This is a genomic window from Chromobacterium paludis (assembly GCF_008275125.1).
GTDB classification, from domain to species: domain Bacteria; phylum Pseudomonadota; class Gammaproteobacteria; order Burkholderiales; family Chromobacteriaceae; genus Chromobacterium; species Chromobacterium paludis.
The window spans coordinates 3,896,112-3,917,619 of record NZ_CP043473.1; the positions used below are offsets into that span (position 1 = coordinate 3,896,112).

Below are 21,508 nucleotides of genomic sequence, written 5' to 3' on the forward strand. Positions count from 1 at the left end.
CACCGCAGGTAACGGAACGTTAGCGGCGGGGATGGCCGCGGCGCTGGGCAGTTTGCAGCGAAGTGCGAAAATATTGGCAATATATGTCAAAAAAATGCATATTAAGTGGATTTTAATTTCCAAATCTAAACCCTTTATCATATTTTTGGCATATATATTGTATCCAGCCGTTTGACGCATCTGCCCCGCGATGGTTAGATGGGCATTGCACCCGCCAGTCCCACAAGGAGAACGATACCGTGAGCGAAGTCCAACCTGGTTTGCAGCGCCAGCTGAAAAACCGCCATATCCAGCTGATCGCGCTGGGCGGCGCCGTCGGCACCGGCCTGTTCCTCGGCTCGGCCAGCGTGCTGAAGTCCGCCGGCCCGTCCATGATTCTCGGCTACGCCATCGCCGGTTTCATCGCCTTCCTGATCATGCGCCAATTGGGCGAGATGGTGGCCGAAGAGCCGGTGGCCGGCTCGTTCAGCCATTTCGCCTATCGTTACTGGGGCAACTTCGCCGGTTTCCTGTCCGGCTGGAACTACTGGGTGCTGTACGTGCTGGTCAGCATGGCCGAATTGACGGCGGTGGGCGCTTACGTGCAGTACTGGTGGCCGCACGTGCCCACCTGGCTCACCGCGCTGGTGTGCTTCGTCTGCATCAACGGCATCAATCTGGCCAACGTCAAATCGTATGGCGAGACCGAGTTCTGGTTCGCGCTGATCAAGGTGGCGGCGGTGATCGGCATGATCGCCTTCGGCGGCTACCTGCTACTGACGGGCACTGGCGGTCCGCAGGCCTCGTTCAGCAATCTGTGGAACGACGGCGGCTTCTTTCCGCATGGTTTCACCGGCCTGTTCATGATGATGGCGGTGATCATGTTCTCCTTCGGCGGCCTGGAGCTGATAGGCATGACCGCGGCCGAGGCGGACGATCCGCAGCGGACGATTCCCAAAGCTGTCAACCAGGTGATCTACCGCATCCTGATCTTCTACATCGGTTCGCTGGTGGTGCTGCTGTCCTTGTACCCTTGGAACAAGGTGGCGGCCGGCGGCAGCCCCTTCGTGATGATTTTCGAGCAGATCGGCGCCGGTTTCACCGCGCACGCGCTGAACTTCGTGGTGCTGACCGCCGCGCTGTCGGTGTACAACAGCTGCGTCTACGCCACCAGCCGCATGCTGTTCAGCCTGGCCAAGCAGGGCAACGCGCCGCGCGCGCTGGGCAAGCTGGACACGCGCGGCGTGCCGGTCTACGCCACGCTGTTCTCCGCGTTGGCCACTTTCGCCTGCGTGATCCTGAACTACGTGCTGCCGGGCGAGGCGTTGGGCCTGCTGATGTCGTTGGTGGTGGCCGCGCTGGTGACCAACTGGGCCATGATCAGCTTGACCCACCTGAAGTTCCGCCGCGCCAAGGCCGGCCAGAAGCTGGTGTTCCCGTCCATCTGGCATCCGGTGTCCAACTGGGTCTGCCTGGCCTTCATGCTGATGATTCTGGGCATCATGCTGTTCACGCCGGGCATGGACGTGTCGGTTTATGCGCTGCCGATCTGGCTGGGCCTGTTGTGGCTGGGCTATCGCCTGAAGAAGCCGGAGGCCGGCAAGGCGCGGCTGGCGAGCGAAAACGCCTGAGCGCGATGCGACGCAAAGCCTGAGGCCGCCCGTGTGGGCGGCCTTTTTTTGTTTAGGCCAGCCAGCGCAGCGCGCCGTAGACGGCGAAGCTGACCACGATGGCGAGCAGCGTCCTGCCGTTTTTCCAGGCCACGGCGATGGCGACCACGGCGCCGACCAGATAGGCGTTGCGCCAGGACAGGTCGATATGGCCGGCCGGGGCCAGCGCCATCGGCAGCACCAGGGCGGACAGCACGGCGGCCGGCACATAGTGCAGGGCGCGGTTGAGCCAGGCCGGGAAGGCCAGTTTTTGGCCGAAAATCAGAAAACTCGCGCGCATCGACAAGGTGGCGAGCAGCATGCCGGCGATCAACGCGCCGTATTGCCATCCATTCATGGCTGGCTCCTTTTCTGCATTGTTTCGGTCAACATGCCGGCGGCGACGCCGGCCAGCGCGGCCAGCATCAGGTCCAGCTTGTAGGGCAGGCCGCGCGCGGCGAGCGCGACCGCGCCGGCCGTGGCCGCGGCGGCCAGCGTCGGCCGCTTTTTCAATTGCGGCGCGACGATGGCGGCGAAGGTGGCCACCATGGCGAAATCCAGGCCCAGCCGCGCCAGGCCGGGCACCGAGCGGCCCAAGCCGATGCCGACCAGCGTCCACAGCTGCCAATTGCCGTACATGGCGACGGAAGAGCCCAGCCAATACCACTGGCCGCCAGCCGCCTCGCCCTGGCGGAAGCGGTGCTCCACCACGGCGAAGGTCTCGTCGGTGAGCCAGAATGACAGCGGCCAGCGCCAGGCGGCCGGCCAGCTGCGCGCATACGGCAGCAGGGTGGCGCTGTACAAGGCGTGGCGCAGGTTGACGACGAAGGTGGTCAGCCAGATCACCGGCAGCGCCGCGCCGGCCGAAACCAGACTGACGGCGATGAATTGCGAGGAGCCGGCGAAGACCAGCAGCGACATGGCGGCGGCGGCGGCCGGCGGCAGGCCAGCGGCCACGGCCAGGGTGCCGAAGATCACGCCGAACGGCGCGGCGCCCACCATCATCGGAATGGTGTCGCGCGCGCCGTCCAGCAGCCAGCGGCGGCGGGGAGCGGGGTGGGGCATAGTCTTGCGTCCTGCGTGGCGGCGGAGCCGGACATCGGCTCGCTGGCTTTGATGATGGGACGGCCGACCGGTCTTGTCTTGAACGATTTTGCAGCGCCGCTCAGCGCGCGCCCATCGCCCGTTGATAGGCTGCCGGCGTGACGCCCAGCGCTTGCTGGAAGGCGCGGGTCAGATGGGGCTGGTCGGCGAAGCCCAGCTCCAGCGCCACCGCGCCGGGCGCCAGGCCGGAGGCCAGCAGGCGGCGCGCGCGCGCCACGCGCAGCTGGTTGCGCCAGGCCACCGGCGGCAGGCCGGTCAGCTGCTTGAACTGGCGGCACAGCTGCCACGGCGACAAGCCCACCGCCTGCGCCAATTGCTGCAGCGACAGCGTGGAGGACGGCTCGTCGGCCAGCATCTGGCGCGCTCTTTCCACCGCGCAGGGCGCCGCGGCCTGCTCTTGCGGCCGCAGGTTCATGTGGCGCATCAGCACCTCGCCGAACACCGCGGCCAGCATGGTTTCGCGCAGCAGCGGGTCGGCCTCGTCGCGCAGCAGCCGGTGCAATTGGTCCAGCCGGCAGGCCAGGGCGGGATCGACGACGACGGTGTCGCGGAAAAAGGGGCGGGCATGCGTGTCGCCGCCAAGGTCGGCTGCCAGCGCCTGCATCATCTCGGCGGAAGGATAGAAGCCGCGGTAGGCCCAGCCGGCCTCGTGGGCGGTTTCGCCGGTGTGGACCTCGCCCGGATTGATCAGCACCAGCGCGCCGACGCCGGCGAGGTGGGTGCCGCCACGATGGCGGTAGGCCTGCGCGCCCAGGGTCAGCGTGTTGACGACGTATTCTTCGTGGAAGTGCGGCGGGAACACCCGCTCGGCGTACTGGGCGTCCAGGCATTCCAGCCGGCCGAGATCGTCGGCGCGGAACAGGTCGGAGCGTTCAGTGGCGGGCATGGGACGGATGGCGGTGGCGATCCGTCCATTGTGGCAGAAGCGCCGCGTCTTGTGCGCGACGAGGACAGGCTTAGGAGCCGGCCATGAAGGTGCGGATGCCGGAGCCGACGAATTGCACGCCGATGCAGATCAGCAAAAAGCCCATCAGCCGCGTCATCACCTCGCGTCCGCCGCGGCCCAGCCGTTCCGAGATCAGCAGGGACGACTTCAGCGTCAGCCACATGCCGGCGCAGGTCAGGCCGATGGCGGAAAAGGTCATGAAGAAGGCGATGGCCTTGGCCGGCAGGGTGGTCAGTTCGGCGATCTCGGTGGAAATGCCTATCACCACGGCGATGGTGCCGGGGCCGCTGATGCCGGGCATGGCCAGCGGGAAGAAGGCGTAGTCCTCGCGTTCGCCGGCCTGCTTGGGCGCCTGGCCCGGGTCTTGCGACAGGAACAGCATGCGGTAGCCCAGCACCGATACCACGAAGCCGCCGGCGATGCGCAGCGCGCCGTAGGAGATGCCGAAGGCGGCCATGATCAGATTGCCCGCCAGCAGGCTCACCACCATGATGGCGGCGGCGAAGACGCAGGCGCGCCGGGCTTGCGAATTGCGCCGGCCGTCGCTCATTTCGCGGGTCAGCGTGATGAATAGCGGAATCTTGGACAAGGGATTGGTGATGGTGATCAGGCTGAGCAGACCGCCAAACAGGAATTGCAGCGACAGGGTTTTGAGCATGATGCGAGGCCGATGGTGAAGCCCGCAAATTGTAGAACGTTGCGCGGCGCGCGGGTAGCCGCGGGCCGCGCTTTAAAACGCCGGCATGAAAAGGTGTGGCGGCGCGGGAACGGCTGCGACATTTTGTCGCGGGGCGCGCTTGGCGCGGCGTGCTAGAGTGACAGCCCCATATTGCTTCGCTGGAGTCCGCGATGAAACGTTTTGCCGCCGCCCTGCTGGGCCTGTGTCTGTCCGGCCTGGCCGCCGCCCACTCCTTCCAACTCGGCTCCATCCACATCGGCCACCCGTGGAGCCGCGCCATGCCCGCCGCCAGCGCGACCGGCGGCGTCTACTTGTCGCTGGAGAACCAGGGCAAGGCGGAGGACAAGCTGCTGTCCGCCAGCACGCCGCGCGCCGACAGCGCCGAGCTGCACACCCACATCAACGACAACGGCGTGATGCGCATGCGCAAAGTGGAAGGCGGCGTGGAGCTGGCGCCGGGCAAGACCGTCAAGTTCGCGCCGGGCAGCTACCATGTGATGCTGATGGGCTTGAAGCAGCCGCTGAAAGCCGGCGATCATTTTCCGCTGACGCTGAAGTTCGAGAAGGCCGGCAGCGTGACGGTGGATGTGGTGGTGCAGGACGGCGCGGCCGACGCGCATAGCCACTGACGAGGCGATGCGCCGGCCGGATTCGGCCTGCTCATGCGGCAGCTTGCCTTTCACAAGGGCAAGCTGTTGTTTTTTATGGCTATGGTATATCGTTGCGTCAAAGTTACATATTGCTTTGCAGCATTGAATTCAGCGCTCCGAACAGGCTTTACAGCGCGCGGATGACTGGGCACACTCAATCAAGCAACGAGCATTGAACAAGACGTCATCCCCGGCCGCCGGCTCCCGAAACTGGTTTGCGCCAAGTCTGCCAATACAAAGGATGGAGGAGCGGGCGCCTAGCGCCCGAAAACATATAAAGACAGGGGGCCGGCGCTATTTTTCTGCGTTATGCTGTGCTTTTGCCTCATCATTTCGCTTCCATGTCCGATTTTCCTGTTTCCTATCCGCTTCCCCGCGTCGTCATCCATTACTGCACCGGTTGCCGCTGGCTGCTGCGCGCCGGCTGGCTGGCCCAGGAACTGCTGACCACTTTCGAGAAGGAATTGTCCGAAGTGGCTTTGCGTCCTGGCAGCGGCGGCGTGTTCCGCGTCGAGGTGGACGGCGAGCCGCTGTGGGACCGCAAGGCCGATGATGGCTTTCCCGAGCTGAAAATCCTCAAGCAGCGGCTGCGCGACCGCATCGCGCCCGACAAGCCGCTGGGACATAGCGATCGTCCCTGAGGCCGCGATGAACGCCGCGCAGCGCAAAATCATCCACGTCGACTGCGACTGTTTCTACGCCGCCATCGAGATGCGCGACGACCCCAGCCTGCGCGAGCTGGCGCTGGCGGTGGGCGGCAGGCCGGAGACGCGCGGCGTGGTGGCCACCTGCAACTACATCGCCCGCCGCTACGGCGTGCATTCGGCGATGTCGTCGGCGCGCGCGCTGCGGCTCTGCCCGGAGCTGGTGATCCTGCCGCCGGACATGGGACGCTACCGGCTGGCCAGCCAGCAGATCATGGCCATCTACCAACGCTACACCGAGGTGATCGAGCCGCTGTCGCTGGACGAGGCGTATCTGGATGTCACCGGCCAGCCGCACGAGCAGGGCAGCGCCACCTTGATGGCGGAGGCGATACGACGGCAGATCCGCGAGGAGGTGGGCATTACCGCCTCGGCCGGCATCGCCCCCAATAAATTCCTGGCCAAGGTGGCCAGCGACTGGAACAAGCCGGACGGCCAGTACCTGGTGCGGCCGCGCGACGTGGACGCCTTCGTCGCGGCGCTGCCGGTAGAGAAGGTGCATGGCGTGGGCCGGGTGACGGCGGAGCGCTTGCACAAGCTGGGCATACACAGCTGCGGCGATCTGAGGCGCTGGACGGCGGCCGACCTGTTCCGGCATTTCGGCCGCTTCGGCGAGCAATTGCTGGCGATGGCGCACGGCGTGGACGAACGGCCGGTGTCCACTGACCGCAGCCGCAAGACCATCAGCGTGGAAGAGACCTATGCCCAGGACCTGCCCGACCTGCAGGCCTGTTTGTCCAAGCTGCCGGAGCTGGCCGAGCGGCTGCAGGCGCGGCTGGCGCGCAACGGCAATCCGGAATTCAAGGGCCTGTCGGTCAAACTGAAGTTCGACGACTTCAGCCAGACCACGGTGGAACAGCCGGGCCAAGTGCTGGGCATGGCGGCCTTCGGCCAGCTGCTGCGCACCGGCTTCGCGCGCGGCGCGCGGCCGGTGCGGCTATTGGGCGTGGGGGTCAAGCTGGCGGACGAGCATGATTTGCCGCGTCAGCTGCGCTTGTTCGGCCGCGACGGGCGGCCGTTGCCGGATAGCGTGGCGGAGGTCGCCGCCCCGTCGACGCTCAGTTCTGGCTGAGCAGAGGCCGCGCGGGCAAAGCGACGCCGGCATAGACCGCGCTCCAGGCGCGTGGACGCAGGTGGCGGCGCAGCGCGGCGTTGACTTGCGCCACCGAGGCCTGCCGTATCCTGTTTTCCAGCTTTTCAACAAAGTCCATGGTCCGGCCTTCCGCCAGCTGACGGTTTAGCTCCAGACTGAGCGTGTCGTCCTGCGCGCGCGCCAGCTGCGCGTCTTGTAGCAGGGCGTGCTTGGCCGCGGCGACTTCCAGCTCGCTTACGCCCTCTTCGAGCAGGCGCCGCATGGCCTCGTCCAGCCCTGCCTGCCACTCCGTCAGGTCGCGCGGAGCGCCGGCAATCGCCACCCGCCACAGGCCGGCGTTTTGCGCGCTGTCCGCGCGCAGCGTGCTGCGTATGCCTTCCGCCGCGTCTTGCGTCTGATGCGCGCGCTGGAACAGCCTGGACCGGCTCTCGCCGCCCAGGATCTGGTTGGCCAGCAACAAGGCCGGGTAGTCTTCCGCCGTGTCGCGCAGGACCAGCGGCTGCGCCGCCAAGTAGGCGCTGCCGCCGGCTGAGGCCAGCCGCAGCGCCTGCACGCCGGCAGGCTTGTCCTGCAGGCGCGGCGCCAAGGGACGATAGCGGGCAGAACTGCGCCACGCGCCGTACTGCCGGCTCAGCTGGCGCCGCACGGCTGCGGCGTCGAAATCGCCGACCACGACCAATCTGGCGTGGTCAGCGCCGTAGAAGCGCTGATGAAAACGCCGCAACTGCGCCAGCTTGACCTGGCGCAGGCTGGCCAGCTCCTCGTCCAGCGTGGGGATGTAGCGGATGTCGCCGGGGCCGTAACGGTTCATGCGATGGGCCAGGGTTTGGGCGGCCACCGCCTGGGGGTTGCGGCGCTGATTTTCCAGCTCGGCGCGGCGCTGTTGCCGCAGGCGCTCAAACGCTTCGGGGGGGAAGCTGGGGCGTTGCAGCTGGGCGGCGATCAGGTCCAGCAACGCGGGCAGAGTGTCGCGTTGGCTGGCGAAGCCGACGCGCACTTCCTGGCCGCTGCCGCTGATGTGCAGCGACGATTGCAGCTGGCCCAGCCTATGGGCCAGCGTGGTGCGGTCCAGTCCCGCCACGCCCTGGTTCAGCATGGCGGCGGTCAGGCGGGCGATCTGGCCTTGCCCCGCCAGTTGCTCGGCATCGCCGAACACAAAGCTGAAGTAGCCGTTGACGGTATGGCCGCGCGTGCTTTTCGGCAGCAAGGCCAGGCGGGCGCCGTTGGCCAGGGCCAGTCTTTCGGTGCGGCGTTCGATATTGGCGGGGCTGGGGTCGAAGTTCTCGCCGGGCGCCGGGATGGCAGCTTCGGCGCGGGCCTCCGGCGCGCCGGCATCGGCGGCGGCCTGGCTGGGCGGCGCCGCGCCCAGCGACAGGGCCAGCAGCAGGCCCAAGGCAGGTAAGCGCATGGTTTTCTCCGCGGCCATCCGGCGGCGGCCGCTGTGTTCTGATCCATTCTGCGCGGACGGAATTGCCGCGAAACCACAAATGATAGAACCTTACAGAGAAAAATCTACGTATCGAATTGTCATTGACAGGCCTGTGCCGCTACAGCCGACGCAGATTGCTGATGCCCATCAGCATGCCCATGCCGATGAACAGGGTCACCGTGGCGGTGCCGCCATAGGACATGAAGGGCAGCGGCACGCCCACTACGGGCAGGATGCCGGACACCATGCCCATGTTGACGAAGGCGTAGACGAAGAAGGACATGGTGATGGAGCCGGCCATCAGCCGGCCGTACAGCGTTTGCGCGCTGGCGGTGATCATCATGGCGCGGCTCAGGATCAGCAGGTACAGGATCAGCAGCACGATATTGCCGATCAGGCCGAATTCCTCGGAATACACGGCGAAAATGAAGTCCGTCGTCCGCTCCGGGATGTAGTCGAGGTGGGTCTGGGTGCCGTGCAGCCAGCCCTTGCCCCAGGGGCCGCCGGAGCCGATGGCGATCATGGACTGGATGATGTGGTAGCCGGTGCCCAGCGGGTCGGTGGTGGGGTCGATCAGGGTCAGCACGCGCTTGCGCTGGTAGTCGTGCAGATGGTTCCACACCAGGGGCAGGCTGGCGGCGAACAGGGCCAGGCCGCTGAAGATGACTTTCCACGGTAGGCCGGCGAAGAACAGCACGAAGAAGCCGGCGGCGGCGATCAATAGCGCGGTGCCAAGGTCCGGCTGCTTCAGCACCAGGGCCACCGGCACCAGCACCAGCGCGGCGGCCACCAGATAGTGCCACCAGCGCAGCGTCAGTTCGTTCTTCTGGAAGAACCAGGCCAGCATCATCGGCAGCGCGATCTTCAGGATTTCCGAAGGCTGGATGCGGGTGACGCCCAGGCTCAGCCAGCGGGTGGAGCCGTTGACGGTGATGCCCTTGAAGTGGACGGCGATCAGCAGCAATACGCCCAGCACGTAGATGGGCGGCGCGAAGTTCATCACGCTTTGCGGCCGCATGCGCGCGATCAGCCACATGATGGTCAGCGCCAGCGCGGTGTAGACCAGCTTATTGTCTATCTTGTCGAAGGACTGGTTGTTGGCGGAGTAGAGCAGCACCATGCTGACCCCGAACAGCAGGCCCAGGAACAGCATCAGCCAGCCGTCCAGCGGCTCCTTGACCTGCTGCCAGATGCGGCTAATGAGCGGCGTTTTCACTTGCGTCTCCGTTTTCCTGCGGCACGGTCTTCAGCAGGCCGTCCATGTCCTTGGGCACCTTGCCCAGCAGGTAGAAGTCGAACAGGCCGCGCGCGATGGGGGCGGCGGCGGCGGCGCCGAAGCCTGCGTTTTCCACGATGATGGCCACGGCGATCTTGGGTTTCTCCACCGGCGCGAAGGCGATGAACCAGCTGTGGTCGCGGTATTGCTCGGCCAGCGCCGAGGCGTTGTACTTGGCGCCCTGCTTGATCGCCACCACCTGGGCGGTGCCGGTCTTGCCGGCCATGGAATACTGCAGGCCGACGCCGACGCGCGCGCCGGTGCCGGAAATCATCACGCCGCGCATGCCTTCCTTGATGTAGTCGAAGTATTCCTGCGGATACGGCAGCTGCTTCTCCGGCTTGGGCTCGATCAGCCGGCTCTCGCCGGTCTTGGAATTGACGATCTGCTGCACCAGGTGCGGTTTGAAGGCCTCGCCGTTATTGGCCATGATGGCGGTGGCGTTGGCCATCTGCAGCGGGGTGTAGGCGTTGAAGCCCTGGCCGATGCCCACGCTGACCACGTCGGCCGGATACCAGCGCCGCACTTCCGGTTTGTAGCGGGCGAAGCGCCTGGCTTTCCACTCCTTGGACGGCAGCACGCCGCTGGCCTCGCCGTCCAGGTCGATGCCGGTCTTGCTGCCCAGGCCGAAGGAGCCGACCACCGGGTAGATCTTGTCTATGCCCATGTCCCAGGCCAGCTTGTAGAAGAAAGTGTCGCTGGACACGGTGATGGCGCGTTGCAGATTGACCATGCCGTTGCCCTGCTTCTTGCTGTCGCGGAACTGGTGGCTGGAGCCGGGCAGGGTGAAATAGCCGGGCGCCGGGCGGATGTCGTGCATGCCTATGCTGTGCGTGACCAGCGCCGCCATCGCCATGAAGGGCTTGAAAGTGGAGCCGGGCGGGTAGGTGCCGCGCAGGGCGCGGTTGACCAGCGGTTTCTGCCAGTCCTCGTTGAGGTCTTTCCAGGTCTGGCTGTCGATGCCGTCTATGAACAGGCTGGGATCGAAGCCGGGCTTGGACAAAAAGGCCAGCACGCCGCCGGTGGCCGGGTCTATCGCCACCAGCGCGCCGCGGCGCTGGCCGAACAGTTTGTCCGCCATTTCCTGCAGCCGGATGTCCAGCGCCAGCTTCAGCGTGTTGCCGTTGACCGGCGGCGTGCGGCGCAGCGTGCGCACCGCGCGTCCGCCGGAGTCGGTCTCCACCTCCTCGAAACCGACCTGGCCGTGCAGATCGTCTTCGTACACGGCTTCCAGGCCGGTCTTGCCGATGTAGTTGCTGCCCTTGTAATTGGTGGTCTTGTCTTCTTCATCCAGCCGCTCTTTGTCTTTCTGGTTGATGCGGCCGATATAGCCCAGCACATGGCTGGTCATTTCCTTGAAGGGATAATCGCGGAACAGCCGCGCCTTGACCTCGACGCCGGGCAGCTCATAGGCGTGGGCGGCCACGCGGGCGGCTTCCTCGTCGCTGAGCTTCACTTTCAGCGGCACCGCCTCGAAGTTCTTGCTTTCCGCCAGCAGTTTTTTGAACAGCTTTTCGTCGCGCGGGGTGACATCGGCCAGGGTCTTGAGCTTGGCGATGGTGGCGTCCAGGTCCGGTGTCTTGCTCGGGGTCAGCTCCAGCGTGTAGGCCGAATAGTTTTGCGCCAGCACCACGCCGTTGCGGTCCACGATCAGGCCGCGATTGGGCAGAATGGGCACCAGCGAGATGCGGTTGTTCTGCGCCAGGGTGGAGAAGTGGTCATGCTGCAGCACCTGCAGCCAGACGAAGCGGGCCAGCAGGGTGAGAAACATCACGATGATCAGCGCGTAGGCGATGATCAGCCGCAGCTCGAACTGTTCCTCGTCGTTCTGCGGGTTCTTGAAGCGGGTCGGGCGGCGCATGGATCAGTCGGGTCTCATGCCGAATGGTGGCGGTAGGGAATCAGCATCAGCTTGGTCAACAGCGGCCACAGCAGCGCGCCGACCAGCGGCGGCAGGAAGTAGCTCCAGCCGACGAAGGCGGACCCGGTCAGCATGCGCACCACCACCATGATGAACTGGTTCAGCGTCATCAGGCCCAGCACCACCAGCGCCTGCTGCCCCAGATTGAACATCACCAGCTGGCGCTGGCGGGACAGGGCGAGAAAGGCGGTGACCGAATAGGCCAGCGCGTGCTGGCCGAACAGTCCGGCGGTGGAGACGTCGGCGATGATGCCCATCAGGAAGGCCACGCCTATGCTGACGCGGCGCGGCTGGTTGATCACCCAATACAGGATCAACAGGCCGATGAAGTCCGGCAGCCAGCGCGTGCTGCCGTGCGGCAGCGGCACCAGCTCAACCAGTACGGCGATGACGAAAGTCAGGAAGATGAAGCGGCGCTTGACCGGCTTGAGCAGTTCCTTGGGTCGGTCCAACGACATGACGGCTTACTCCTCGTTGGCGGACTGTCTGCCGCCCTTGGTCTTTTTCTCCGGCGGCGGCGTAGGGTCGGCCGGACGCGCCGGCATCGGCTTGGCCTGCAGCGCCAGCACGTAGCGGGTTTGCTGCACGCCGGCCAGCGGCACGGTGTTGATGCGGGTGAAGGCGGCGCCGGCGTTGTGCTCCACGCGGGTCACCATGGCCACCGGGATGCCTTCCGGGTAGACGCCGTCCAGGCCGGACGTCACCACCTTGTCGTTTTCCTTCACGTCGGAACTCTGCGGCAGATAGCGCAGCTCCACGCCGCCGCCATAGCCGTACAGGATGGCGCGCTCGCCGGTGCGCTCCAGCATCACCGGCACCATCTGGTTCTTGTCTATGATCAGCGTGACTTCCGCGGTCAGGGGCTGCACGCGGGTGATCTGGCCCAGCAGGCCGCGCGCGTCCACCACCGGCTGGCCCGGCTGCAGCTTGGCGTCGGCGCCCTTGTCGATGATGATCTTGTACGAGAAGGGGTCGCGCCCGGTGTACAGCGTCTCGGCGATCTGCGCCGCGTCGTCGCGCTGGGCGCGGATGGCGTTCAGCTGGCGCAGTTCGTTCAGCTCGCGCTCCAGCGACTGCAGCCGGCCCAGTTGGGCCGTCATCTGCAGCTGGCGTTCGCGCAGCGCCGTGTTTTCCTGTTTCAGCTCGGTTTGCGAGGTCAGGTAGTCGCCGACGTGGCGCATGGCCTGGGCCGGCAGGTTGACGGCGCGCTGCACCGGGTACAGCGCCAGAGACAGCGCTTCGCGCGCTTGCTCCATCAAACCGTAGCGGCTGTCGCCAATCAGCAGCGCGAGGGACGCGGCCACGCTGATGGCCAGGCGCGCAGCCGGCGGCGGCCCGGAGCGGAAAAAGCTGGGGGTGTTGGCGAAATCCATGGGCACAGGTCGCCGCGCCTTGACGGCGCGGCGTTCGCTCGCTTAATCGGTGTATTTGCTGGAAGTTTAGGGCACGTTGGTGAAAATGGTGCCGATCTTGTCCATTTTCTCCAGCGCCTTGCCGGAGCCGCGCACCACGCAGGTCAGCGGTTCTTCGGCCACGAACACCGGCAGGCCGGTTTCTTCGGCCAGCAGACGGTCGATGTCCTTCAGCAGCGCGCCGCCGCCGGTCAGCACCATGCCCTTCTCGGCGATGTCGGCGCCCAGTTCCGGCGGGGTCTGCTCCAGCGCGATCTTCACGGCGGACACGATCTGGTTCAAGGGCTCGGTCAGCGCTTCCAGGATTTCGTTGGAGGACACGGTGAAGGCGCGCGGAATGCCTTCGGCCAGATTGCGGCCCTTGACCTCCATTTCGCGCACTTCGGCGCCGGGGAAGGCGGAGCCGATGGTCTTCTTGATTTCCTCGGCGGTGGTTTCGCCGATCAGCATGCCGTAGTTGCGGCGGATGTAGTTGATGATGGCTTCGTCGAACTTGTCGCCGCCCACGCGCACGCTGTTGCTGTACACCACGCCGCCCAGCGAGATCACGCCCACTTCGGTGGTGCCGCCGCCGATGTCCACCACCATGGAGCCGGTCGGCTCTTCCACCGGCAGGCCGGCGCCGATCGCGGCGGCCATCGGTTCTTCGATCAGTTCGACGCGGCGCGCGCCCGCGGCCAGGGCGGAGTCGCGGATGGCCTTGCGTTCCACCTGGGTGGAGCCGCAGGGCACGCAGATCACGATGCGCGGGCTGGCGGCGAAGAAGCGGTTGGGGTTCACCTTCTTGATGAACTGCTTCAGCATCTGCTCGGTCACGGTGAAGTCGGCGATCACGCCGTCCTTCATCGGGCGGATGGCCTGGATGCTGCCCGGGGTGCGGCCCAGCATGCGCTTGGCTTCCAGGCCCACGGCCAGGATGGATTTCTTGTTGGTGGGCGCGTCGCTGTGAATGGCGACGACCGAAGGCTCGTCCAGCACGATGCCCTTGCTGCGCATGTAAATCAGGGTGTTGGCGGTGCCGAGGTCGATGGCGAGGTCGTTGGAGAAGTATCCGGTCAGCGAACGAAACATTGGGCGGTCCTGGTCAGTTTTCGTCAGTGGCGAACGCGCGGGGCGTTCGGTTAATCCAGTTCATCTGTTGTCGGCCCATGCGTCAGCCCCCTTGGCGTGACATGAAACCACTGCGTTCGGCTTCGTCAGTCGGGCGGAGTGTGCGCCCGTTCGGCTGGCCTTGCGCGGTGCTTGTCCGGACGTCCCGGGCGGCGTGAGCGGGCCTGCGTTTGCCGCGCCCCGAGCGCTGCTTTCCCGCGGCGGAAAAGGCCCGCGGCATGCGTCGTGGCGCGATGTCGATCTTGGGAGAATCAAACGGGGTATGATACCCTATAAAGCTTGAAATATTAAAGGTTTTAACGAGGAAGCCATGTCGCTGACGCACCAGGATGTCGCACGGATCGCCAAGCTCGCCCGCATCGAGGTGAGCGAGGCGGAAATCGCCGCCACGGCGGACAAGCTCAACAGTATTTTCGGCCTGATCGAGAAGATGCAGGAGGTGGATACCGACGGCATCGAGCCCATGGCCCACCCGCAGGATGTGTCCTTGCGCCTGCGCGACGACGTGGTCACCGAAAGCAATCAGCGCGAGCGCTTCCAGGCGGTCGCCCCGCAAGTGGAAAAGGGCCTGTTCCTCGTTCCCAAAGTGATCGAGTAAGCCTGTGAGCCGTCCCGGCGCCAATGGTTCCCGCCATGTCGCCGATCGGGCCCGACTATCCCAATAGCAAGATTTTGATCGAAATGACACAAGCCACTCTCAAGCAATTGTCGCAGCAGCTGGCAGCCAAGCAGGTTTCCAGCGTGGAACTGGCCAGCCAGTATCTGGAGCGCATCGAGGCGCTGAACCCGCAACTGAACGCGCTGATCAGCGTGGACCGTGAAAAGACGCTGGCCGAGGCGAAGGCCGCCGACGCGCGCCTCGCCGCCGGCGCCGCCCACGCGCTGACCGGCGTGCCGCTGGTGCACAAGGATCTGTTCTGCCAGCAAGGCTGGAAGACCAGCTGCGGCTCCAAGATGCTGGACAACTTCGTCTCGCCGTACAGCGCCCACGTGGTGGAGCAGTGCGCCGCCGCCGGCATGGTGACGCTGGGCCGCGCCAATATGGACGAATTCGCCATGGGCTCGTCCAATGAGAACTCGTTCTACGGCGCGGTGAAGAACCCGTGGGACCTGAACGCCATTCCGGGCGGCAGCTCGGGCGGTTCCGCCGCCGCCGTGGCCGCGCGCCTGGCGCCGGTGGCCACCGCCACCGACACCGGCGGCTCCATCCGCCAGCCGGCCAGCCATTGCGGCGTCACCGGCATCAAGCCGACCTATGGCGCGGTGTCGCGCTACGGCATGGTGGCCTTCGCTTCCTCGCTGGACCAGGGCGGCCCGATCGCCCAAACCGCCGAAGACTGCGCGCTGATGCTGAACGTGATGGCCGGCTTCGACGAACGCGACTCCACCAGCCTGGAGCGCGCCAAGGAAGACTACACGCGCGATCTGAACCAGTCGCTGGCTGGCCTGAAGGTGGGCCTGCCCAAGGAATACTTCGCCGCCGGCCTGGACGCCGACGTGGCGCGCGCGGTGGACAGCGCGGTGGCCGAGCTGAAGAAGCTGGGCGCCGAGGCGGTGGAAATCAGCCTGCCCAACACCGAGCTGTCCATCCCGGCTTATTACGTGATCGCCCCGGCCGAAGCCTCCACCAACCTGTCCCGCTACGACGGCGTCCGCTACGGCCACCGCGCCAAGGAGTACAAGGACCTGGTGGAGATGTACGAAAAGACCCGCGCCGAAGGCTTCGGCGACGAGGTCAAGCGCCGCATCCTGGTGGGCAGCTATGTGCTGAGCCACGGTTACTACGACGCCTACTACATCAAGGCGCAGAAGATCCGCCGCCTGATCGCCAACGACTTCAAGGCCGCCTTCCAGCAGTGCGACGTGATCCTGGGGCCGGTGGCGCCGACCGCCGCCTTCGACCTGGGCCAGCTGTCGTCCGATCCGGTGCAGATGTATCTGTCCGACATCTATACCTTGTCGGTCAACCTGGCTGGCCTGCCCGGCATGAGCGTGCCGGCCGGTTTCGCCGCCAACGGCCGCCCGATCGGCCTGCAGATCATCGGCGACTACTTTGCCGAAGCGAAGATGCTGAACGTGGCGCATCAGTTCCAGCAGGCGACTGACTGGCACGCCAAGGCGCCCGCGCTGTAAGCCAGCGGCTGCGCGACGCGGATACGGCGTTGGGCGCGCTTGCCGTACTCAATGTACTGTCTGCGCGCGCCCGCCTTGTCTCCGCGCCGCTCGCGCGCAGGCTAAGATTTACGTTTCCAAGAATGCGGCTGAGCTTGCGTTCTGGCATGAATAAGGATTTTCCGACCATGAAATGGGAAGTCGTAATCGGTATCGAGGTGCACGTGCAGCTCAATACCGCCTCCAAGATTTTCTCCGGCTCCAGCACCGCCTTCGGCGCGGAGCCGAACACCCAGGCTTCCGCGGTGGAGCTGGCGCTGCCCGGCGTGCTGCCGGTGCTGAACCGCGCCGTGGTGGACAAGGCGATCCGCCTGGGCCTGGCGCTGGACGCCAAGATCAACCAGAAGAATGTGTTCGCGCGCAAGAACTACTTCTATCCCGATCTCCCCAAGGGTTATCAGATCAGCCAGATGGACCTGCCCATCGTCGAGCACGGCAAGCTGAAAATCCTGGTCGGCGATCAGGAAAAAGTCATCGGCGTGACCCGCGCCCACATGGAAGAAGACGCCGGCAAGAGCCTGCATGAAGACTTCCAGGGCCTGTCCGGCATCGACCTGAACCGCGCCGGCACGCCGCTCTTGGAAGTGGTGTCCGAGCCGGACATGCGCTCGGTCGACGAGGCGCTGGCCTACGTCAAGGCGCTGTACACCTTGGTGACCTGGCTGGGCATCTGCGATGGCAATATGCAGGAAGGCAGCTTCCGCATGGACGTCAATGTGTCGGTGCGCCCGGAAGGCCAGCAGGCATTCGGCACCCGCCGCGAGATCAAGAACCTCAACTCCTTCCGCTTCCTGGAGCAGGCCGCCAAGTACGAAATCCAGTGGCAGATCGACACGCTGGAAGACGGCGGCAAGGTGCAGCAAGCCACCGTGCTGTTCGATCCGGACACCGGCGAAACCCGCATGATGCGCAGCAAGGAAGACGCGCACGACTACCGTTACTTCCCGGACCCGGACCTGCTGCCGGTGCGCATCTCCGACGAGCAGATCGCCCGCATCCGGGGCGAAATGCCGGAGCTGCCGGGCGCGATGCAGGCCCGCTTCGTGGAAGCTTACGGCGTGTCGGCCTACGACGCGGCGCTGCTGACCTCCAGCCTCAAACAGGCGGAGTATTTCGAAGCCGTCGCCAAGGCCTCCGGCCAGGGCAAGCTGGCCGCCAACTGGATCAACGGCGAGATCGCCGCGCGCCTGAACCGCGACGGCAAGGACATCGCCGACTGCCCGATCTCGGTGGAGCGCTTGTCCGGCCTGATCGCGCGCATCGCCGACAATACCCTGTCCAGCAAGCTGGCCAAGCAAGTGTTCGACGCGCTGTGGGACAGCGACTTGTCCGCCGACGCCATCATCGAGCGCGACGGCCTGAAGCAGGTGTCCGACGTCGGCGCCATCGAGAAGATGGTGGAAGAAGCCATCGCCGCCAACCCCAAGGCGGTGGAGGAATTCCGCGCCGGCAAGGAAAAAGCGCTGAATGCCTTGGCCGGCCAGGTGATGAAGGCGTCCAAGGGCAAGGCCAATCCGGCTCAGGTGCAGGATATTCTGCGTCAGAAGCTGGCTTGAGTTTGGCGGGAAGCAACACGGCGGCGCTTATAGCCGCCGTGTTGTTTTTTAAATACAGTCAATAAAATTGGCGCAGCAAGATTGTTTCTTTTCTTGAAGAGACTGCTGCGTCAATTACTTCAGTGCGTGATTGTTTCCGCTTTGTTGCATCTCTTTCCATTTCCAATCTTCACGTCCCACTTTTACAGGTGATTTTAAGTCACTGATTTGTTTCAGATTCCATTTTCAACGCTTCCCGTAAGTCATTGTCGCAAAAGGCGAATTAGGGATTCCCGATGTTGACCGTGGGGCGGTTCTTTCTTATAGTGGCGAAAAGTGGGGTAAAGTGGGTGAAAGTGGGGTGAGTGCCCCTCCGGAGCGACGGCTCCGTTTTCTTTGGTCAGCGGATTCTTCAAATCATGATTGGTGGCGTCAGCATCTTGTCTCTCGATAGCAAGGGGCGTTTGGCTATTCCGGCCAGACACCGCGAGACGCTGCTGTCCGCTTTCGGCCATAAGCTCATCGTTACCCTCGAATCCCAGGACCATCTGCTGATCTACCCAGAACCCAACTGGCGCCCGGTCGAGGCTCGTCTGCTGGCCCTTCCCACCGGCAATCCCACCCTGAAACGCTATCAAAGACTGGTGCTCGGCCACGCCGAGACCCTGGAGATGGACGCCGCCGGCCGCATCCTGTTGCCGGCCCGCCTGCGCGAACTGACCGCGCTGGACAAGGACGTTGCCCTGGTAGGCATGGGCAACCGCTTCGAACTGTGGAATGCCGAGGAATGGGACAGCCAGACCGCTGACGCGCTGGCCATAGACCAAGCCGATTTGGCCCAACACCTTGGAGATTTCACGCTGTGAGCACCCCCGACTTCGTGCACCGCACGGTACTGCTGACCGAAGCGGTCGATGCGCTCGCCATCCGTGAGGATGGCGTCTACGTCGACTGCACCTTCGGTCGCGGAGGCCACAGCCGCCTGATCCTGTCGAAGCTGGGCCCCAGCGGCCGGCTGATCGCCTTCGACAAGGACCCGCAAGCCATCGCCGTCGCCGAGCAATTGGCGGCCGACGATGCCCGTTTCAACATCGTCCACAACGGTTTCGAGACGCTGTCGGCCGAGCTGGCCCGCCTCGGCGTGAGCCGGGTCGACGGCGTGCTGATGGATCTGGGCGTGTCCTCGCCGCAGATCGACGACGCCAGCCGCGGCTTCAGCTTCCGTTTCGACGCGCCGCTGGACATGCGCATGGACACCACGCGCGGCATGACTGCCGCCGAGTGGTTGGCAACGGCCGACGAGGCCGATATCAGAGAGGTCATCAAGACTTATGGTGAAGAGCGGTTTGCTCGCAAGATCGCAGCAGCCATTGTTGCGCAACGGGGGGAAAACCCCATCACGACCACCCGCGAGCTCGCTGTGCTCGTTGGGCAAAACGTCCGTACTCGCGAACCGGGTCAAGACCCGGCTACGCGCACCTTCCAAGCGATCCGGATCTTTGTGAACCGCGAGCTGGACGAGCTGAAGTCCGTGCTGCCGCAGGCCGCGCGCCTGCTGAATGAGGGCGGGCGCCTGGCCGTGATCAGCTTCCATTCGCTGGAGGACCGCATCGTCAAGCAATACCTGCGCGATGTCAGCAGCGAGGAAAAGCTGCCGCAATGGGCCATGGTGCGCGCCCAGGACATGGCCAAGCCGCCTATCTCCCTGACGGGCAAGGCCATCCGCGCCGGCGATGAGGAAGTGCGCGACAACCCGCGCGCGCGCAGCGCCATCATGCGCGTGGCCGAACGCACGGCCGCGCCGTGGCGGGAGATAGACGCATGAACAAGCTCAACGCCGTGCTGCTGGCGATGGCCGTGTTCTCTGCCTGGTCGGTGGTCACGTCCACCCACGTTTCCCGCCAGCTGTACAGCGACTTGCAGAAGGAAACCAAGTCCGCGCAGCAGCTGGAGGTGGAGTTCGGCCAGTTGCAGCTTGAGCAGAGCACCTGGGGCGCGCATGCGGTGATCGAGAAGGCCGCGTCCACGCGGCTGGGCATGCATACGCCCGATCCGCGCCAGATCCAGGTGCTGACTTCGGCGGGGGGCATCTGATGCGCGCCGGCTCCAGCTACAGCAGCGTCCGCCAGCGTCCGGCGTCGGCCAGCCCGGCCCTGCGCATGACCAGCACGCGAGTGCGCTGCGTGCTGTTGGTGCTGGCTGCGCTGTTCTTGGCCTTGGTTGGCCGCGCGATGTATCTGCAGCTGGTGCAGCAGGATTTCCTGCAAAACCAGGGCGACGCCCGTTTCCGTCGCACGCTGACGCTGGAAGCCAACCGCGGCGTGATCACCGACCGCAACGGCGAGCCCTTGGCCATCAGCACCCCGGTGCAGACCATCTGGGCCAGTCCGGCCGACATGGAGCCGGTGCCGCCGGCCAAGCTGCGCGAGCTGGCCGACCTGCTGGAGCTATCGCCGGAAGAACTGTCGGCCAAACTGTCCGACCGCAAGAAGGAATTCGTCTACATCAAGCGCCAGATCAGCCCGGAGCTGGCGGACAAGGTGATGGCGCTGGGCATTCCCGGCATCGCCAAGCAGCAGGAATATCGCCGTTTCTATCCCACTGGCGAAGTCACCGCCCACATCATCGGCTTCACTGGCGTGGACGGCAAAGGCCAGGAAGGCGTGGAGCTGGCGCGCGAGAAAATGCTGGCCGGCCATGACGGCCGCCGCGTGGTGTTGAAGGATAGGCGCGGCCACATCATCGAGGACGTGGCCGCCATCGAGCCGCCTCGCGACGGCCAGAAGCTGGCGTTGGCGGTGGATCAGCGCATCCAGTACCTGGCCTTCCGCGAGATCAAGAACGCGGTGGAAATCAACAAGGCCAAGGGCGGCAGCGTGGTGGTGCTGGACGCGCACACCGGCGAATTGCTGGCCCTGGCCAACTATCCCTCGTACAACCCGAACAACCGCGTGGGCGTGACGCCGGAGATGATGCGCAACCGCGGCGTGATCGACCTGTTCGAACCGGGTTCCACCATGAAGCCGCTGTCCATCTCGCTGGCGCTGGAGCACGGCAAGGCCAATCTGAAGACGGTGCTGGACACGCACAGCTACATGATAGGACCGGCCGTGGTGCGCGACGTGTCGCCGCAACCCAGCCTGGACATCCTGGGCATCATCCAGAAGTCGTCCAACGTCGGCACCAGCAAGCTGGCGCTGATGAGCACGCCGGAGGAGTTCTGGAAGCATTACGACGCGCTGGGTTTTGGCCGCGCGCCGGACACCGGTTTCCCCGGCGAGGCCAGCGGCCGCCTGCGCGACTGGCATAAGTGGCGGCCCATCGAGCAAGCGACGATGTCCTTCGGCTATGGCGTGTCGGTCAGCCTGATCCAGATGGCGCGCGCCTACACCATTTTCGCCAACGACGGCGTGATGCTGCCCATCTCGCTGTACAAGACCAATAACCCGATGCCGGGCAAGCGCGTGATCGACGTCAAGACCGCGCATGAGATGCGCGATCTGTTGATCGCCAACAGCCAGCCCGGCGGCGGCGGCGTCAACGGCCGCATCATCGGCTACAGCATAGGCGCCAAGAGCGGCACCGCGCGCAAGCTGGAAGGCCGCACTTACGTGGCCAACAAGCACCGCGCGCTGTTCATGGGCTTTGCGCCCGGCCATGCGCCCAAGGTGATCGTGGCGGTGATGCTGGACGAACCCTCGGCGGGCAAATACTACGGCGGCGCGGTATCCGCGCCGGTGTTCGCCAATGTGGCCGGCGGGGCGCTGCGCATCTTGAACGTGCCGCCCGACGAGCCATCCAACAACACTTTATTGCCGGAATCGACTCCGGTTCCGGCGGATTTCTAAG

At 65.1% G+C, this 21,508-nt stretch carries 21 protein-coding genes; 11 read left to right on the plus strand and 10 right to left on the minus strand.

The window, feature by feature from the left end; genetic code table 11:
• Nucleotides 1–239 precede the first annotated feature (239 nt).
• Nucleotides 240–1,610, plus strand: a complete 1,371-nt coding sequence (locus tag FYK34_RS18440) for an amino acid permease (RefSeq protein WP_149299030.1) — start codon at nucleotides 240–242, stop codon at nucleotides 1,608–1,610.
• A gap of 52 nt (nucleotides 1,611–1,662) precedes the next feature.
• On the opposite strand, the gene FYK34_RS18445 is transcribed toward FYK34_RS18440, so the two are convergent.
• From FYK34_RS18445 to FYK34_RS18460, 4 genes are all read right to left on the minus strand, one after another.
• The gene (locus FYK34_RS18445; protein WP_149299032.1) at nucleotides 1,663–1,986 is read right to left on the minus strand and encodes an AzlD domain-containing protein; all 324 of its coding nucleotides are present in this window, start codon (nucleotides 1,984–1,986) and stop codon (nucleotides 1,663–1,665) included.
• On the minus strand, nucleotides 1,983–2,693 hold the full coding sequence (locus tag FYK34_RS18450) for an AzlC family ABC transporter permease (RefSeq protein ID WP_149299034.1): 711 nt from the start codon (nucleotides 2,691–2,693) through the stop codon (nucleotides 1,983–1,985). The genes FYK34_RS18445 and FYK34_RS18450 overlap by 4 nt, the downstream gene beginning before the upstream one ends.
• Before the next feature lie 100 nt (nucleotides 2,694–2,793).
• Nucleotides 2,794–3,618: a helix-turn-helix domain-containing protein gene (locus FYK34_RS18455; RefSeq protein ID WP_149299037.1), complete on the minus strand. Its 825-nt coding sequence runs from the start codon at nucleotides 3,616–3,618 to the stop codon at nucleotides 2,794–2,796.
• Between the two features lie 70 nt (nucleotides 3,619–3,688).
• A complete protein-coding gene (locus FYK34_RS18460) occupies nucleotides 3,689–4,336 on the minus strand; it encodes a MarC family NAAT transporter (protein ID WP_149299039.1) in 648 nt (215 codons plus the stop codon).
• A 191-nt stretch (nucleotides 4,337–4,527) separates the two neighbouring features.
• Between FYK34_RS18460 and FYK34_RS18465 the strand changes: the two genes are divergently transcribed.
• From FYK34_RS18465 to dinB, 3 genes are all read left to right on the plus strand, one after another.
• Nucleotides 4,528–4,986 (plus strand): copper chaperone PCu(A)C, encoded by a 459-nt coding sequence (locus FYK34_RS18465; RefSeq protein WP_149299041.1) that lies wholly within the window; start codon nucleotides 4,528–4,530, stop codon nucleotides 4,984–4,986.
• Between the two features lie 362 nt (nucleotides 4,987–5,348).
• Nucleotides 5,349–5,648: a SelT/SelW/SelH family protein gene (locus tag FYK34_RS18470; protein WP_149299043.1), complete on the plus strand. Its 300-nt coding sequence runs from the start codon at nucleotides 5,349–5,351 to the stop codon at nucleotides 5,646–5,648.
• A 7-nt stretch (nucleotides 5,649–5,655) separates the two neighbouring features.
• Nucleotides 5,656–6,783, plus strand: coding sequence for a DNA polymerase IV (dinB, locus tag FYK34_RS18475; RefSeq protein WP_149299045.1), 1,128 nt, complete (start codon nucleotides 5,656–5,658; stop codon nucleotides 6,781–6,783).
• Here dinB and FYK34_RS18480 read toward each other — a convergent pair.
• The 6 genes from FYK34_RS18480 to FYK34_RS18505 form a co-directional block, all read right to left on the minus strand.
• Nucleotides 6,770–8,212, minus strand: a complete 1,443-nt coding sequence (locus tag FYK34_RS18480) for a M16 family metallopeptidase (protein ID WP_168209801.1) — start codon at nucleotides 8,210–8,212, stop codon at nucleotides 6,770–6,772. The two genes, dinB and FYK34_RS18480, sit on opposite strands and share 14 nt — an antisense overlap.
• A gap of 139 nt (nucleotides 8,213–8,351) precedes the next feature.
• On the minus strand, nucleotides 8,352–9,449 hold the full coding sequence (gene rodA / locus FYK34_RS18485) for a rod shape-determining protein RodA (protein WP_149299049.1): 1,098 nt from the start codon (nucleotides 9,447–9,449) through the stop codon (nucleotides 8,352–8,354).
• The gene (mrdA, locus tag FYK34_RS18490; protein WP_149299051.1) at nucleotides 9,430–11,370 is read right to left on the minus strand and encodes a penicillin-binding protein 2; all 1,941 of its coding nucleotides are present in this window, start codon (nucleotides 11,368–11,370) and stop codon (nucleotides 9,430–9,432) included. The genes rodA and mrdA overlap by 20 nt, the downstream gene beginning before the upstream one ends.
• Nucleotides 11,371–11,384: 14 nt before the next feature.
• Nucleotides 11,385–11,888 (minus strand): rod shape-determining protein MreD, encoded by a 504-nt coding sequence (mreD, locus tag FYK34_RS18495; protein ID WP_149299053.1) that lies wholly within the window; start codon nucleotides 11,886–11,888, stop codon nucleotides 11,385–11,387.
• Nucleotides 11,889–11,894: 6 nt separating this feature from the next.
• Nucleotides 11,895–12,803: a rod shape-determining protein MreC gene (mreC, locus tag FYK34_RS18500; protein ID WP_149299055.1), complete on the minus strand. Its 909-nt coding sequence runs from the start codon at nucleotides 12,801–12,803 to the stop codon at nucleotides 11,895–11,897.
• A gap of 66 nt (nucleotides 12,804–12,869) precedes the next feature.
• Entirely contained in the window at nucleotides 12,870–13,913 is a 1,044-nt protein-coding gene (locus FYK34_RS18505) for a rod shape-determining protein (protein WP_043623769.1), read from the minus strand.
• 349 nt (nucleotides 13,914–14,262) lie between these two features.
• On the opposite strand from FYK34_RS18505, the gene gatC reads away from it, so the two are divergent.
• The 7 genes from gatC (at nucleotide 14,263) to FYK34_RS18540 (ending at nucleotide 21,507) form a co-directional block, all read left to right on the plus strand.
• Nucleotides 14,263–14,550, plus strand: coding sequence for an Asp-tRNA(Asn)/Glu-tRNA(Gln) amidotransferase subunit GatC (gatC, locus tag FYK34_RS18510; RefSeq protein WP_149299058.1), 288 nt, complete (start codon nucleotides 14,263–14,265; stop codon nucleotides 14,548–14,550).
• Nucleotides 14,551–14,633: 83 nt separating this feature from the next.
• Nucleotides 14,634–16,085 carry an Asp-tRNA(Asn)/Glu-tRNA(Gln) amidotransferase subunit GatA gene (gene gatA, locus FYK34_RS18515; protein WP_149299060.1) on the plus strand — a complete coding sequence of 484 codons (1,452 nt, stop codon included), beginning with the start codon at nucleotides 14,634–14,636 and terminating at the stop codon, nucleotides 16,083–16,085.
• A gap of 167 nt (nucleotides 16,086–16,252) precedes the next feature.
• Nucleotides 16,253–17,680: an Asp-tRNA(Asn)/Glu-tRNA(Gln) amidotransferase subunit GatB gene (gene gatB, locus FYK34_RS18520; protein WP_149299062.1), complete on the plus strand. Its 1,428-nt coding sequence runs from the start codon at nucleotides 16,253–16,255 to the stop codon at nucleotides 17,678–17,680.
• A gap of 398 nt (nucleotides 17,681–18,078) precedes the next feature.
• A complete protein-coding gene (gene mraZ, locus FYK34_RS18525; RefSeq protein ID WP_149299064.1) occupies nucleotides 18,079–18,525 on the plus strand; it encodes a division/cell wall cluster transcriptional repressor MraZ in 447 nt (148 codons plus the stop codon).
• A complete protein-coding gene (rsmH, locus tag FYK34_RS18530; RefSeq protein WP_149299066.1) occupies nucleotides 18,522–19,484 on the plus strand; it encodes a 16S rRNA (cytosine(1402)-N(4))-methyltransferase RsmH in 963 nt (320 codons plus the stop codon). The genes mraZ and rsmH overlap by 4 nt, the downstream gene beginning before the upstream one ends.
• Nucleotides 19,481–19,753: a cell division protein FtsL gene (gene ftsL, locus FYK34_RS18535; protein WP_149299068.1), complete on the plus strand. Its 273-nt coding sequence runs from the start codon at nucleotides 19,481–19,483 to the stop codon at nucleotides 19,751–19,753. The genes rsmH and ftsL overlap by 4 nt, the downstream gene beginning before the upstream one ends.
• Nucleotides 19,753–21,507 (plus strand): peptidoglycan D,D-transpeptidase FtsI family protein, encoded by a 1,755-nt coding sequence (locus FYK34_RS18540; protein WP_149299070.1) that lies wholly within the window; start codon nucleotides 19,753–19,755, stop codon nucleotides 21,505–21,507. The genes ftsL and FYK34_RS18540 overlap by 1 nt, the downstream gene beginning before the upstream one ends.
• Nucleotide 21,508 lies beyond the last annotated feature (1 nt).